Below are 18,021 nucleotides of genomic sequence, written 5' to 3'. Positions count from 1 at the left end.
TCCAATTAAATCAGGTTTAAAAGGTTCATTGTATCATTCATTTGTTCCAAATCTGTATCAAGCTGCATATCTGCTTCTTCAGATTCTTTATTATTGTCGTCACTCAAGAATACTGAAAGTGATGAGATGACAGGATATGCAAATACTTTTGCAACCGTTATATCAGTATTAAAATGCTGATTAATTTTATCTACCATTTTCATAAGCTTAAGCGAGTTTCCGCCTATTTCAAAGAAATTTGTATTAATTCCTATTTTATCTTCACTGATCATGAACATTTCTGCCCAGATCGCAATCAGTTCTTTCTGTATCTGGTTTGTTGGTCGTGCAGATATTTCCACACTTTCAAGCTGAGGTTCAGGCAATGCCCTTTTATCGAGTTTTCCATTTGAGGTGAGAGGAAAGCTTTCCATAGCTATGAAATAACTTGGCACCATATAATCCGGCAATCTGTTTAGCAGATATTTTCTTAGCAAGGCTGTCTCAATTGCTTCAGAACTTATATAATAAGCTATCAGACAGGCTTCTCCATTAATTTCTTTTGCCAGAACATTTACCTCTTTTATTCCTTCAAACTGTAACAACTGATATTGTATTTCTTCAAGTTCAACCCTGAATCCTCTTAACTGAACCTGATGATCCATTCTTGTTTTGTATTCCAGCTCGCCTATTTCATTTACTACCGCTAAATCACCTGATCTGTACAATCTTTCCGACGGTGAATAAGGATGAGCTATAAATCTTTGACTCGTAAGCTCTTCATTATTAAGATATCCTCTTGCTACACCTTGACCACCTACATATATTTCTCCTTCCACTCCATTAGGAACCAGTTTTTTATTTTCATCTAAAAGAATCATGGAAAGTGTGGGAATAGGAGTTCCTATGTTTGCTATGTTATTCTCAACTTCAAAAGTACCAAGCTCCTTATAGGTATTATGTACTGTAGTTTCTGTAATCCCGTACATATTTATGATCTTTACATCAGGATATTTCGAAGTCCATTCTTTAAGTTTTATAGGACTTACGGATTCACCGGCCAGAATAACATAACGGATGCTTTCACCGTAACAGTGTCCCGAATCAGCAAGTATAAGATTATAAAATGCGCTTGGAGTCTGGCTGAGTACGCTTACTTTTTCTTCATTCAAAAGATGTAGGAACGCTTTGGTATCTTTTGCCAACATTGGCGGAATGATAATCAGCTTTGCGCCATATAATAAAGCTCCGTACATTTCCCAGACACTGACATCAAAGCAATGGCTATGAAACATTGTCCAGACATCACTGGCAGAGAAACTATACTGAAAATCATTATTAAACAATAATCTCACGACATTTTTATGCTCGATCATCACTCCTTTCGGATTTCCTGTAGTTCCTGATGTATAAATTACATAACAAAGATCTGTAGGTGTATTTATGTAAGAAATTTCAGGTAGGCTTTCTGAAGAAGGTATATCATCAATGAGTACAGATTGTATATTGTCTTTTCTCATCGGCTGCAACTCAGATGTTGTAAGAATAATCTTTAGGCCGCTGTTTTCAATAATATAATCTTTTCTTGCTTCAGGATAATTTATATCTATCGGAAGATAAGCTCCGCCTGCCTTTAAAATAGCCAACATACCTATCACCGTATCAATATTTTTATGCATAAGCAATCCTACGATGCTGTCTCTTCCTGTTCCTCTTTCTCTTAGTACAAGTGCAATTTCCGAACTTCTTTTATGTAATTGAGAATAAGTAATTTGCTGATCCTCACATTGTACCGCTACAACATCCGGTGTACGTAAAACCTGCTCTTCAAATAAATCGATAATGGTTTTATCCGAAGGATATGTTACTTCTTTTTTATTAAATTGATTCAGAAGCTTTATGCTTTCTGTTTCGCTGATAAAATTCAGTTCTTTCGAAGGAATAGTACAGTCTTCAAGTATTGAATTTATTGTATTTTTCAAATGATCCATCATTTGCACAATCATCTTACGAGAATATTTGCCCGGATTATAATCTGCCTGAATTCTGATATTATCTCCCGGAATAATAAGTATAACCAAATCATAGTTGGTCTTTTCATAAACCTGAATATCTTCGACTGTGAAACCGACAGTTTCCTTATCTTCAGGAATAACCAGTTTATCAGAGATCGGATAATTTTCAAAAATCATGATATGATCAAACAACCTGTTTCCAAGCTCACTAAGTCCCTGAATATCTGATAATGAAAAATATTGGTGTTCATTGATTTTCAAGGCATCTTCCTGAGCTCTCTTTAATATTTCAAGAAGAGGTTCTTCACTTTCATATTTTAATCTTACAGGTACAGTATTGATGAATAGCCCGACCATGTGCTCAATTCCGTCTACTTCAGAACTTCTCCCCGATAATACAGAACCAAAGATTACATCATTGGTATTGTTATATCTGCTTAACACCATTCCCCAAGCTGTCTGAATAATTGTGTTAAGGGTGATCTGATGTGATTCGGAGATATTTTTCAATTTTTGAAATACGTCCTTCTCTATTGTAAATTCTTCTGACAATAAGCCCGACATTTCTTTCTGTGAAGAATAAGCGCTCTTTTCCGGAATTTTTGCCGGAATAGTATATCCATTCAGATAATTTTTCCAATATTCTGCGGAAGGTTGCTGATCCAGGCTTTCCATCCATTGAAGATAATCTGAATACCTTTTTGCGGGTGTTAAAACAACTTTTTCGTCATTGATATTATTTATATAAAGTGACTTGAAATCATTCCAGATAATGCTTGTACACCACCCATCCATAAGAATATGATGATGAGACCAGATAAGCACAAATCTTTCTTCTCCCGTCTGCAGAAGCATTATGCGCATAAGAACATCTTTCTGAAGATCAAAAGGTTCTGATGCATCCTGATTCCTGTACCACTCTATTACTTCAGTTTCTGTTTCCTCAAAACACTCCTGTCTAATATCTTTAAATGTAAACTTTACCAATCTTTCATTCAGAATAATCTGAACAGGTCTTTCCAACCCTTGATGATGAAACACAGCTCTGAAAAGATCATATCTTTTCAAAAGTTCATTCATACTTTTTTCTACTGCATCCGGCTTCACATTTCCCTGAAGACTCAGAACTTTCTGTTCCAAATAAGCCGAATGATCAGATCCCAAGACTGAATGAAATAACATACCTTCCTGCATAGAAGAAAGCGGATAAATGTCTTCAATCTGGTAATTCTTCTGGAATTCGTCTAACTTTGCTTGAGATATTTCTTTAAAGATCAGATCGGAAGGAGTCATTTCGTTCACAGGATATTCAATACAATAATCAATAAGATTCTGAAGATTTTGGTGATAGACCTCAATAAAACGATCTATTGTAGAAGCTTCGTATTGTTTATTGCTGTATCTTAAACTAATCTGCAAAAATCCGTCAGTAATCATTCCAATAACATTCCAGTCGTAATGCTGAATCATTTTTGGAGAAACATCTTCACCTTTTCCTTCATTTACAATTAAGAATGATTGGTTTTCAGTTTCAAATTCTCCTAAATAATTAAAGCTTAAAGGGATATTGTTTGCTTTATCTGAGGAATTATTTTTACTGTTGTATTTATAAAGAAGATAATCTGCTCCATTATTTGGAATATTTCTCAGTGTCTCTTTTACGTGTCTGATCGTATCTCTTAAATTTCCTTTATAATTTAAAAAAACAGGATATATTGAGGTAAACCAACCTACAGTTCTGTTAATATTAACATTTTTGATAAATTCTTCTCTACCATGACCTTCCAGATCCAAAGCAATACCATCTATGCCGAAAGTTTCCTGAAAACTAAGTATTAATGAGGTTAAAAGAATATCATTAATCTGCGTACCGAATCTTTCATGAACTTCTCCCTGTAGTTTTCCAGTGTAGTTTTTATTTAATCTAAATGATTTTTCCTGTTGATCAGAGAATCTATTTTCTTCATTTTCATGATCTCTCTTTAATGAAACGACCGCATTATGAGCAAATGTAGAATCCCAGTAAGAAACTGAATTTTCAAATGATTTTCCTTTAGAATAATCAGTGAGTTTTTCAGACCAGTCTTTAAATGAATCGGTTTTTAAAGGAAGAGCTAAATTTTTTCCCTGGATATCCTGATCATATAAGTTCTTAACATCTTCAAGAAGTATTCTCCAGGAAATACCATCAACAACAAGATGGTGAATAACAATCAACAATCTGCTGCTTCCGCTGCTATGAAATAAGCCCAATTTGATTAACGGTCCATTCTCCAAACTGATCGCTGCCTGAATTCTGTTGCTAAGATCAGATAACAGATCAGTTTCATATTCATCAATATAATGTTCTTCCAACGAAACAGGAAAAACTAGTCCTTTATTATAAGAAGTTATCTCTCCTTCCTCATTTGTAAATATTATACGCAATGCATCATGATGCTCAATGATTTTAGCGAATATTCTCTTTACTGATTCTGAGGAAATTCCGGTATTAAAATGTAACATTGCAGACTGATTGAAGTGATGACGGTCTACATTTGAGTTTTCAAAAAACCATTTCTGTATAGGAGTTGGCTCTATTTTTCCTTCTATCACCATCTGACCTGTATGAATAACCAGAGGTTTTATTTTTAATGCTAATTGTTTAATCGTCGGATTTTTGAAAATATCCTGAACAGATACCTGGTAACCCGCATTACGCATTCTGGAGCTAATTTGTATAGATTTGATTGAATCTCCGCCGATAGAAAAGTAATTATCTGTAATTCCTACTTTTGAAAGACCAAGAACATTTGCAAAATGCTCTGCCAAAAGATATTCTTCCTTTGTATTTGGTTCTTCGTATTGTTCATTGATCTTAATTTCCGGATCAGGTAAAGCTTTTAGATTAAGCTTTCCGTTGGCAGACAATGGAAATGCATCAATTTTCACATAATAAGATGGCACCATATATTGCGGTAACTTACCGGATACATAGTTTCTTAATGATAAAGAATCAATTTCATTATCAGCAATATAATATCCTGCTAAGAATTTGCTTCCGTTTTTTTGTTTTACTGTTACAACACTTCCGGTAATATCAATATGGCTATTTAACTGATGCTCTATTTCTTTCAGTTCTATTCTAAAACCTGAAATTTTCACCTGCTCATCAATTCTTCCCGAGAAGATAATGTTTCCGTCTTTTTGTCGTATTGCATAATCTCCGGTTTTATACATTTTTTTATCATGTATGAATGGATTACTGCAAAATCTTTCGGCGGTAAGGTCTTCTCTGCCTAAATATCCATTAGCCAAACTATCTCCGGCTATATATATTTCTCCTTTTACTCCGAAAGCAACAGGATTCAGATATTTATCAAGGATATAGATCTGAGTATTGGAAATAGGCTTTCCTAATGGTACAGAGTGGAATTTGCAAGAAGGATCAAAAGTATATATCATACATCCAACTGTAGCTTCTGTAGGACCATATTCGTTATAGATTGTAAGCTTTCCGTTAAATTTATTCCAGATATCCTGCGCAAGATTGTAATCAAGATCTTCTCCTCCTACAATCATTTTTTTCAGTTTGCTTTCATATTTTTCAAGCAATCCGTTATCATTGATAATTCTCAGATGTGAAGGAGTAAGTTTTATGATGTCTACCTGATTGTCTTTTAAAACTTTTTCAATCAAAGTAACAGAATCATCATCTTCATAGACAACAATAGTATTTCCTGTAACTAAAGGAGTAAATATTGAGGTTATCGTAAGATCAAAAGAAATAGAAGAATATAGCGGGAATGCAGTCGTATCATTTCCAACATATTTTTCTGACGCCCAACCGATGTAATTCATCAGTGCACCGTGAGAAATCATTACTCCTTTCGGATTGCCTGTAGAACCCGATGTGAATATAATATAAGCAAGATCATCCTGTTCAACCTCTGAAGATAAAGGTAATATTTCGTTTTCATTAAAAATCTCCTCGATCAGAATGGCATTCTGAACAGTTTCAGATTTATTATGTGCTATCGTTGCGGATAAATTGCTACTTTCTATAATGTATTGAATTCTGTCTGATGGATAAGCCGGATCTATAGGAACATAACACGCCCCTGCTTTTAAAACTCCAAGAATTACGGATATGATATTTCGATCTCTGTTTAGTAAAAGTCCAACAAGATCTCCTTTCTTCACTCCTTTCTTTTGTCGAAGATAGGCAGCTATTTTATTGGATTCTTCATCCAAAAGTTTATACGAGATAGATTCATTTCCACATATAACCGCAATTTTTTCAGGATGAGTACTAACTATTTTTTCAAAACGCGACAATATCGTTTCTTCAGTTTTAAAATTAGTAGCTGTATTATTAAAATCAATCAGTATTTTCTCTTTTTCAGTTTCAGAAAGAAACGAGAGACGGTCTGAAGAATGATCAGGATTCGCAATAAGTGTCTTTAAAAAAGCAGGAATATGATCCAAAAATGTTTCAGCGTAATTTTTATCAACCATATGATTTTGATAAATAACTTCTATTTCCAGCTGTTCTTTAAAAAAAACAGTAACAACCATTGGAATTCCCGTATTTTCATGTACGGAATTCAACTTTACGGAAAACGCATTATGAGAATTAATGGCTTCTTCATCTATGGGATAATTTTCTACAACCACCAAAGTATCAAACAACTCTTCGGATGCTTTAAGCTTCATGATCTTTTTCACCTCATAGTATGAAGTTTTATACTGACTTCTATTGATAATATCAGAATGTATCTTTCTTACTATATCTAAAAAAGATTCAGCTTCTTCAGAAATAACTCTTAACGGAACGGTATTGATAAAATTCCCTATTATATTTTCAGAACCTGTTACAGAGGAGTCACGATCTGAAACGGTTGTTCCGATTACAACATCCGATTCTCCTTTTAGTTTCTGAAGAAGAATTCCCAAAGCTGCATATACAATTGCTGCTTTTGTTACCTGATATTTTACAGAGAACTCTTCAAGAGATTTAGCATCCAGCAAAGAAGTTATTTTGGTAACTATATTTTCAGAAGCGTTATTATGGCTGCTTACAGAAACAGATTGCAGTTCAAAATCATTAAGATAATTTTTCCAATATGATTCTTCGCTTTCTGCATTTTCCTTCTTCGTTAAGCCATTAATATATTCTTTATACCCTGGCTTTACTAAAAGTTTAGGATTGGGGCCGGATTCCAGCAAATATTGGTAATAACCAAATAATTCTTTCAAAAGAATTCCCGTACTCCATCCGTCATATAATATATGATGATGAGTGATAAAAAGTGTAAAAGATGTATTATCTGTCTTTATAATGCTGATTCTAAACGGAACTTCTGACAAAGAAAATCTTTTATTAAAGTCATTTTGAGCATATTCTGAGACAAGCTGTAATATTTCGCTATCACTTTTAGAAGAGATGTCATGATAAATAAAATTTACAGGAGACTCATGAAGTACAATCTGCAAAGGCTTACTAAGTCCTTCCCATTTGAAAACAGATCTTAAAACCTCATTATTAGATTGAAGAGTATTAAAAGCTGTCCTTAGAATATCAACTTCTAATATTCCTTCTATTTTAAGGCTTAATTGTGCATTATATATATTATTATCTTCGTTAAGATAATGGAACAGCATTCCCTTTTGAACCATACTCAGTTCAAAAATATCCTGTACATTCCTTTTGTCTAGCTTAGTGTCCATCTGAGTATTTTTTAGCAATAGATGAGATATGATGATATTAGTTTATGTATAACAGATTTCAAGATCTGTCTTTGAATACAGAGGATATAATTAATTTTCCTGAAATGGTCTTGCCATTCCTACCAAGACTTTTCTTTCTCCTTCATAAGGGTCTCTTCCATGGGTATATAGCATATTATCCAACAGTAAAACGTCATTTTTCTGCCAATCGAAAGAAAATTTGGTTTTCTCAAAAACATCGCGGATAATATCCAGATATTCTAAATTAATAGGAGTTCCGTCACCGAAGAATGTATTTCTGGGAAGATTTTCTTCACCTATAAGATCTATCAGACTTTCTTCAACTTCCTTTCCTAAACTGCTGGAATGAAAAAGATGAGCCTGATTAAACCATATTTTCTCTTTTGTAACAGGATGTATCATAGTTGCCTGGTTAATCTGCTTTGTTCTTAACCCGTTATCTGTCCATTCGTACATAATATCATTATCTGTACAGAACTTTTCAACCTCTTTTTCATTATCTGTCTGAAATACTTCTTCCCAAGGCAAATCTATTTCAGAGTAGTTTCTTACATACATGATTTTTTTTGCTTCAAACTCTTCACGGATTTCCAAAGGAATTTGCTGATAAGCAACACGGCTGTCTGAAATAGGAGTATTGCCCATTTTGGAAGCAGGAGTTACACACAAGAATCCTATTCTCATAGGCCACTTATTAGAATAAGCATTTTCATTATGTTGAGGAATAATTTCCGATGCATGATATTCTGTAGCTGTATAAACATTATTATTGTTAATCTGTTTTCTTGGGGTCGATCTATAGGTATAATTCACAAGATCTTCACCAAAAAGAATCTCTAAAATTTTAGCAAATTCTCCGTCATTTTGTACAGGAAGACCACGTAGAAGTAGTGCGCCTTCTTTAGAGATAAAATCATCAATTGCTGATTTATTCTCATATAACCATTTGAAATAATCACTGTTGTTATCTTTTACTTCGAATAACATTTTTTTATTTCCAACTAATTGCAAATCTTGAAGATTCATATTTTGTATTTTATGATGTTAATAATATTGTATATGATAAATAGATAAGTCCTAGAAAAACAGAGAGTTTAGTTCCTGTTGATCTAACTCTACAGAATCGAAATCTGACGGAGTTAAATAGACATTGTTTTCAGTTTTGACGTACTCTATTATGTTAATGATATTTTTAAAGAATGAACTCAGAAGCCATGACATTGTTTTTTTATGGTACTGCATTGAATTATAGATAATCTCTGTGCAGAACTTCCCTTTGATGACGAACATATTAATCTCTATTTTGGCTGTCATTCTGTTATCCGGATCAGACTCCATCCCGTGTTGAATAGCGGAGTAAGAAAACAGAGAATTAGATAGCTCCTGACCAAACTGTCCAAGATAATTGAATCTTATTTCCGGTATATATTCTCTTCCGTTATTTAGAGACTGGTTCATGTATCTATTAATTCCGTATCCTATTCCCGAGTCAGGAATTTTTGAAAGCTGTTCTTTTACGGCAATAATATTCGCTCCGATATTATTGTCTGCTATTTCAATTTTTGCAGGATACATCGCCGTGAACCAGCCAATCGTTCTCGAAGCATCTGCATTCTCAAGATGTCTTCCATGATTTTCAAGTTCTATTACGAAATCATTTTTACCTGTCCATTCTTTTAAAGAAAGTGTTAAAGCGGTTATCACTACTGTATTTACATCAACTTTATAAGCATTTTGAACTTTCAATAAGAAATCTGTTTTTTCTTCTGATAATTCCTCTGAAATTTTATTTGCATCTCGGATAAATATGTTTTCTTCAGCAAAATCCTGAGGAAGTTTAGTATTTGAAGATTCTGTATTTCTCCAGTATTCTTCTTGTAATTGGGAGTTTTGAAGTTTACTATAATAATCTATCTCCTTTTTCCATTCTATTAAAGAAATGGTCTTTTTTGGTAAGGCAATCTCTCTACCTTCTTCTATTGCAGAATAAGATGTAAAAAGATCTTCAAGTAATACTCTCCAGGAAAAACCATCCATCACTAAATGATGAGCTGTAATTAATAACAAAGGATCTTTGCCTTCCTGATAGATTATACCAGCTTTGATTAATAGTCCATTTGAAAGATTAAGACTATTTTTCATTTGTGCAGCGAAAGATTCGAATTCTTTCTGTGACTGAGCAGAATATTCACTTAAAGAAAAACTATCTGCATGATACTCGTCGACAAACAAAATATTTTCATCAGCATTATATTTCAATCTTAATCCATCGTGATGCTGAATAAGTTTTTCAAAAGCAAGTCTTAAATATGAAATAGTAACATCTTTTTTTACCGTAAGAACCAAAGACTGATTAAAGTAATTGGGATTTTCAAATTTATTTTCGAAAAACCAAGATTCTATAGATGTAAATCCTTTTTTACCAACAACTAAACCTTGCTCATACTGAGTTTCTGACTCCTGAACTTTGGCATAAGATGAAGATAATTCAATGGTAGGATATTGAAGTATGTCTTTTGCCTTCAGAACGATTCCTCTTTCCAATAATCTTGATGATATCTGCACAGCTTTGATAGAGTCTCCTCCCAATTCGTAAAAATTGTCGGTAATGGAAATATTTTCTTCATTAAAGAGCTGCATCCATATTTCTGCACAAATTTCCTGCATTTTGTTGGCAGGGATTGTTTTATTTACAACCGCTTTTGCAGAACCCAACTGTATAAGTTTTGAGTGATCTACCTTACCGTTTTTTGTCAACGGTATTTCATCCACCGCAACAAAGACTGCAGGTATCATATAATGAGGTAATACCGCGGAAAGTATGTTTTTTAAAGCCTGAGAATCTATGTGTAGATCAGAAGGTGATAAATAATACGCTTCCAGTTTCTTTGAACCACCATTCGTATTGTTACATATCACAACAACATGTTTTATCTGAGTGTTCTGTTTAATACTGTTTTCGATTTCTAAAAGCTCAACTCTGTATCCGTTTATCTTAACCTGATTATCTGTACGATTGATATATTCCAGCATATTATCCGAAAGTCTTCTGGCTGTATCTCCTGATCTATACATTTTTGTACTCTCAACAAAAGGATTATCAATAAATCTTTCCTGAGTTAAAGCTTCATTATTCAGATATCCTTGCGCTAATCCGTCTCCTGCGATATAAAGATCTCCTTTTACGCCAGCAGGAACAGGTTTCAGGTATTCATCAAGAAGATAAATCTGTGTATTATAAATAGGAACACCAATTGGAACCGTCATATAAGAATCCTGAGGATTAAACTGATAAATCATACATCCGACTGTAGCTTCTGTAGGACCATATTCATTATAAATTTCTATTTTAGATCCGAATTTTGTAGAAATTCTCTGAGCAAGCGATTGTTCTAATTCTTCACCTCCTACAATAAATGTTTTGACAGAGATTTCGTTTAAAGATTTAAGATCCAGCTGATCAACTATCTTAAGATGCGAAGGAGTAAGTTTAATGATATCCGACTGATTTTCGAAAATTACTTTTTCGATGAGCATATTGTGCGGGTCTTCCTGATAGACAATAACTGTATTTCCCGTTATAAGCGGAGTAAACAAAGATGTAATCGTAAGATCAAAGGAAACAGAAGTAAAAAATGGAAAACTTACTTCTCTTTCATTAATATACTTTTCTGCAGCCCAAAGTGTATAATTAAGTAATGATTTTTGAGAGATCATTACTCCTTTTGGTTTGCCTGTTGTACCCGAAGTGTAAATTACGTAAGCTGTTGATTCAGAATTATACAGCTTTTTATTTTTTTTTATTTCATTCTGATGACAAATTGCTTCTTCATATATTAAAGTCTGAATATCATCCGGAATAAGGATTTTGTGATTCTGATCAGTGATAACCATTACACTTCCGCTATTTTGCAAGATAAAATGTAATCTGTCTTCCGGCAAATCACTATCCAGAGGAAGGAAAGTAGCTCCCGATTTTAGAATTGCCAACATGGAAATTATAAATTCCGGAGATCTTTTCATCAGAATTCCTATGATGTCCCCTTCTTTGATTCCTTTATAATCCAGAAGACAGGATAACTGATCTGCTTTTGTATTAAGTTCAGAATAATTAATATTTTGATTTTCAAATCGTAAAGCTATTTTATCTGGTTTATTCTGTGCCTGTTCTTCAATATAATCTACAACTGTTTTTTGCTTAGGATATGCTAATTTCGTATCATTAAAATCAATAATATGTTGTTTGTAATCTTCTTCGCTAAGCAAAATGATATCTTGTAATCGACACTGCGAATCTGAAATGATCTTATTTGTCAGTATTTCAAAATGTTTCTGAAATTCAAGAATAGTTTCTTTTCTGAAAAGATGAGTAGCATATTCTATATAATATTTAAGAGATTCTTCATAATCAAATACTTCCATTGAGATATCAAACTTTGATGTTCCTGAATCAAAGAAATATCTTGAAAAAGAAAAATCATTTGGAGTATAATCAGGAAAGCCCATATTCTGATAAACAAACATTGTATCAAAAATAGGATTTCTGCTGCTGTCTCTCTGATAATCCAACTCTTCCAATAATGAAGAAAAAGGGTATTCCTGATTAAGAAGAACTTTTTCAACTTTACTATTAACTTTCTTCAGGAAAGATTCTAAAGTTTCAGCCGGATCAATTGTATTGATTACCGCAAGATTGTTCACGAACATTCCCTGAGTTGTTTGTAAATCGGGATGTTTACGTCCTGCTACAGGAATTCCTACAATAATATCTTGTTTCCCGGTATATTTGGCAACAAGAATATTGTATATTGAAAAAAGCAGAACATGTAATGTACATTTATGTTCAAGAGCAATTTTCTTCAGTTGGTCAGATTTTTTCTTATCAATAACAAACTCTAACCTTTGTCCGTTATAATCAAGTAAAGAAGGACGTGGAAAATCTAAAGGAAAATCCAGCACAGGTAATTCTCCTTCCAGCTCTTTCATCCAAAATTCTTTCTGCTCATTCAGAGTATCAGACTTCAGATAATCTTTTTCCCAATAAGAAAAATCACCGTAACCTACAGAGTACTGTTCAGGTTCTTTGCCATCATATGCTATCATCAATTCATTAAGAAAATTGTAAATGGATAAACCATCTGAGATGATATGATGAAAATCTAAAAATAATATTGTTTCAGTTTCATCTTTAAAAATTTCTATTCTGAATAAAGGTCCATTAATAAGATCAAACGGACGTACACTGTCTCTTAATAAAGAATTTATTTCTAATGAGACATTGTCATGCTGTACGATTTCAGGGATTATTATTTCATTGATCTTAAAAGCAGGCTCGGAATGGTTCTCAAATGTTATTCTTAAAGCATCATGCTTTTTGATGATTTGCCCCACAGCTTTATTCAATTTAAGAATATCTATATTCCCTTTAATCTTTAATGCTAAAGGAGTATTGTATGCGGTAGATTGCTGATCCATTTCCCAAGCATAATACAGTCTCTTTTGCGTCGAAGCCAATGGATACAGTTCAGATTCAATTTTAGGAATGCTTATATAAGCTTTCTTTTCAAGTTTTTGTATAATGGCTGCTAGTTCTTTTACAGTCTGATATGTATAAAGTGTACTAATAGGAAGTTCAGCCTGCAGTTCTTTAAATAAAATCATGGATAATTCTGCAGCCTTAAGTGAATTACCTCCCGATTCAAAAAACTTGTCGGTAACTCCTAAAGATTCTTGCTTAAGAATCTTTTTCCAGATATCTAATATATATTGTTCAGTTTCATTTGCCGGTTCTTCTTTTTCTTCCGTCTTTATCTTACTTATTACTTCGGCGAAGCGGTTTTGTATTTCTTCAAATTTTCCTTTTTTGAAGTCATTCAACAATTTAAACCTCTGAAGTTTACCACTTGTTGTACGGGGAATATCTTTTACAGGAATAACCCTGTCTATATCAATTCCCATTTCAATATTTATCTTTGATTTTAATTCCTTAGCAATTGGAATAAAGTTTTCCAGGTTTCCTCTGTGAAATACAAAAGTGATGATCTCTTCTTTCTGCGCTGTTTCATTGTAATGACCTACTGCAACAATCTTATTAAGTTCTATACTTTCAACTGCTTCAGCTACTCTTTCAATATCATGCGGATAATAGTTTTGCCCGTTAATGAAAATAATATCTTTCATTCTTCCGGTTACGTACAAAGATCCGTTTTTAATGAATCCTAAATCACCTGTTCTCGCCCACTTATCAGAAGTAATAATATTTTCGGTTTCTGATACATTATTATAATATCCGCCTGTAACGTTATCACCTTTAATCTGTATTTCACCTATAATTTCTTCATCAACAGGATTATTGTACTCATCTGTAATTCTTACCTGACAATAATTGATTGCTTTTCCCACATTTACAAAAGAAAGAGAATTTTCATTTTCTTGGGTGATTACTACTTTATCTCCGAAATTCAGGTGATCTCTGGAAAAACTGAAGTAGGTAATCTTATCATTCATATCAGGAATCGATACTGCAAGACTCGCTTCAGCCAAACCATAAACAGGACGTATCGCATTTTCATCCAATCCGTATTGGCAAAATACTTCCAGAAACTCCTGGATGATATTTATAGATACAGGTTCTGCTCCATTATAAATCAACCTTACGGAAGAAAGATCCAAAGTATCATTATCGCGGTTAAAATGCTTTAAAGTATAATTATATCCAAAATTGGGAGAACACAAAATAGTACATTGATGTTCATCTGCTTTTTGCAACCACAAAGAAGGTCTTCTTACAAAAACATTTGTAGGAATAAGATATTGAGACATCCCAATAAATAATGGATTGATATGAAAGCCAATAAGTCCCATATCATGAGTAAGAGGCATCCAGCTTATCATTTTGTCTGCATCTGAGTATCCTGAAGCCTCACTGATTGCTCTTACGTTGGTTATTAAATTTTTATGAGTAAGCATTACTCCTTTTGGATTTCCTGTAGAACCGGAAGAAAACTGTATAAATGCAATATCATCTTCCTCTACGTTGTGAACAGAACCGAAATCTTCTGAAGACATTATATTTTCCTGATAAACTATCTTTTCCTCAATATCTCCTAATATGTCCGTTTTTGACAGCAGATCTGATTTTTTAAAATTATGTTCGGAGATTATAAGAAAAGGATCATTTAAGACAGGCCAAATGTTTAATAATTTATTTTTATGATCTTCATTAGTACCTACTGTAAGAGGAACCGGATAAATACCTCCTAAAATACATGCCCAAAAAACAGTAACAAAAATCTGATTATTATCAATCTGAAAAACAAGCTCACTTCCAGGCTTTAAGCCTTTGCTTTGCAGGTAATGAAGTGCTTTAAGTGCTTGATCATACAATTCATGATATGACAGAAAATTCTCTTCATCTCCACCTTCGATACATGTAATACCTAATGAATATGATTTTTTTCTTATTTCTAATAATTGAATTAGTGTTTTAATATTAGGCAATATTCTTTCTGATAGCATATTGGTGTTTTTTGAATGGGTTAGTTTTTAGAATTTCCTTAAGCAGAAACTGTAATTTTAAAAGAACAATCTATTTTCCAGCGAAAAACAATGAATTATTACAAGCAACTAATTATCAATAATTTAAATACTTAAAATTCAGGTTTTTTTTAAAAAATATGGCACAAAAATCCCTGGCTACAATAAAGAATGCAGCTTTAAGATCACTTTATCGTTGAAATTATTTTGTTCTGGATTTTATAGAATTATCAGCACTTTCAACATCTCTTATCCTCTTTACTTTCTGATTTCCGAAATTGTAAGTTACTGTTAAAGTAACCTGTCTGTTATATTGATTCTGATAAACATTATTAAAAGATCCCGTATTGGTCTGAAGATTATCAATTGCAAAAATGAAGTTTCTAAAGATATCGCTGGCTTTAATCATAACCGTCCAGTCATCCCATATTTTCTTTATTCCAATATCCAATGAAGATAATTTAATCTGCTTTCCGTATTCTATTTGTCTTCGTGTCTGATAAAAGTAATTGACATCTACAAACCAGTCTTTTTTGGAAGAAAGTCTTATACTGTTATTAATCTGAAAAAATGCGTATGTTTTTTTAAGATCTAAAATATAAGGAGAAAAAACATCCCCGGTTGTAGGATCTGTGTCTACATTTCCTTTGTATGTAACATAATAGAAATTAAAATATCCGTTTACATTCCATATATTTTTGAAAAACTGTTTTTGTAATCCCACTGTTGCTGTCAACTGTGTGTGGTCTCCGTAATTTGTACCAAGATATCGAATCTGCACCGTGCCATCCGGTAAAGTTCTCTGTAGAGGAACCTGTCCTTGAGCATCTTTTACATACATATAATCCAATGTCAGAAAATAAGCACTTTTATACATATAATTCAATTCCTGACTATAGTAAGATGATGCTTTTATGAACGGGTTATTCTGAGCGTAATTATTTTGTGTAAGATAAATTCTTGTAGGATTAATTGCCCAGAAAGAAGGTCTGCTTACCCTGCTTGAAAAAGTATATGAAATATTGTGATCTTTATTAATCTCATAATTGAAATTCAGATAAGGCAAAATATTACTGTAGTTATTTGTAAAACTCTCATTTTTATTCACCACATCACCTGTTGCATTGGTAAACTCTATTCTTGAACCTATTTTCCCTGAGAATTTCTCATTAAATGTCTTTGCCAAAGTTGCATAAAGCCCCGTTATTTTTTCATTATAAATAAAATGATTAGACTGCTGCTGGTTTTCTACAAAATTCCCACTTACAAAATCAGTAAAACGAGTATCATTATCTGTTTTTGTAGAATTAAAATTTCCACCTACAGAAAGAGAAAGCTCATCTTTAAACTTTTTTGCATAATCTAATGTTCCTGAAAAGTTATCGATAATTTGAGGGATTGACTGATTAAAAGCTTTTATACGTGTAATATTTTCATTCTGATCATTAATGGAATAAATGTTATTGTATGCATGATTTTTATTTGTATAATGAAGGTAAGCTATATTGGCATTAAAATTACTGCCATTATCATCAGTTTTCCACTCATAGTTCAGGTTAGCCGAATTACTTGCAGAGGTTTCATCTGTATTGGATAAAGTTCTGTTTCTGTTAAGATTAAAACCACTTCCATTGAAGCTGTACTCATTATTAACGAGATCTGTAATCTGTCCGTTTCTGTTTCCTTCGCGCGAATCAAAAGAGAGGGACAGAAAGTGATGATCGTTTAGGTCATAATTAACATCAAAATTTCCTCCGAAGCTTTTGGTAGGAACCATAATATAACCTTCCGATGTTGTAAAGTTTTGTTGATTTCCGTTAGAAAACACAAAAGCCTGTCTTAAAGTATATTGAGAATAATTTGTATTGACATTAATACCAAGCTTATTTTTTCTGTAATTCACAGATACGCTGGAAGATGGGTTGTTATAATAACCTTGATTATTTGTCATTCTCAATGTTCCGTTTATTCCGTCTGAAGTTCTTTTTTTCATCACTACATTGATGATTCCATCATTTGCACCAACGTTAAACTCACTTCCAGGAACAGTTATTATTTCAATCTTCGAAATATTTTCACCTGGTGTATTTTTAAGTAATTCTAATAAGGACTCACCGTTTAGTTGCGATTTTTTACCATTAATATAGATGACAGCGTTAGATTTACCTAAAATTGTTAAGTTTTTATTATCAATACTGGAAACCATTGGAGAACTTTTGAGTAGATCAAAACCATTGTTTCCCTTTGCTAATGGAGATTGTGCAACATCAAAAACATATCTATCATTTTTCTTTACAAATGCTCTTTTAATTAATGTAACTTCCTGGATACTTTCTATAGTATCTTTCTTAGCTTTTTGTGCATACGTAATTGTACCCAAAGTAAGAAAAAGAAGAATAAGCTGTGTTTTTTGTATTTTCATGTTAACTTGGAATCTTAATTGTATAATTATTAATTTTTAGTAGGCAATATTTTTATGAATTTTAAAAAATCAGTTTATTGAAAAAATTTTACGAATTTTATATTTAAAGAAATAATCTTAAAAGTGTTTAATCATCAACACAATGATATTCTTTTAGTTTTTTCTCATTTTATAAAAAAGGATATTCATTTCAATTTAATTTTTTAAGTTATCTAAGCTTCTTTTAAACAGCTAAATTTCATTAACTTTCACAATCCAAAGATATTTACTTAAAATATCACAACTGCTACACAAATTAGTGGTTTAGTATGATTATATATAAATACACTTTATTTAGCT

4 protein-coding genes are annotated in these 18,021 nt (G+C 32.6%); all 4 read right to left on the bottom strand.

Features of this window, described 5'->3' with window-relative positions; translation table 11 throughout:
- Nucleotides 1-5: 5 nt before the first annotated feature.
- Nucleotides 6-7,703 carry a non-ribosomal peptide synthetase gene (locus BLR30_RS09570; RefSeq protein ID WP_089857572.1) on the bottom strand — a complete coding sequence of 2,566 codons (7,698 nt, stop codon included), beginning with the start codon at nt 7,701-7,703 and terminating at the stop codon, nt 6-8.
- A 90-nt stretch (nt 7,704-7,793) separates the two neighbouring features.
- Nucleotides 7,794-8,750 (bottom strand): TauD/TfdA family dioxygenase, encoded by a 957-nt coding sequence (locus tag BLR30_RS09565; protein ID WP_089857570.1) that lies wholly within the window; start codon nt 8,748-8,750, stop codon nt 7,794-7,796.
- A 51-nt stretch (nt 8,751-8,801) separates the two neighbouring features.
- Nucleotides 8,802-15,242, bottom strand: a complete 6,441-nt coding sequence (locus tag BLR30_RS09560) for a non-ribosomal peptide synthetase (protein WP_089857568.1) — start codon at nt 15,240-15,242, stop codon at nt 8,802-8,804.
- A gap of 220 nt (nt 15,243-15,462) precedes the next feature.
- A complete protein-coding gene (locus BLR30_RS09555) occupies nt 15,463-17,682 on the bottom strand; it encodes a TonB-dependent receptor domain-containing protein (RefSeq protein ID WP_089857566.1) in 2,220 nt (739 codons plus the stop codon).
- Between the last annotated feature and the right edge of the window lie 339 nt (nt 17,683-18,021).

It is taken from the genome of Chryseobacterium taeanense, assembly GCF_900099685.1.
Classification (GTDB): domain Bacteria; phylum Bacteroidota; class Bacteroidia; order Flavobacteriales; family Weeksellaceae; genus Chryseobacterium; species Chryseobacterium taeanense.
The sequence above is the reverse complement of the archived record's forward strand: the minus strand, read 5'-3'. Positions and strand labels throughout refer to the sequence as shown.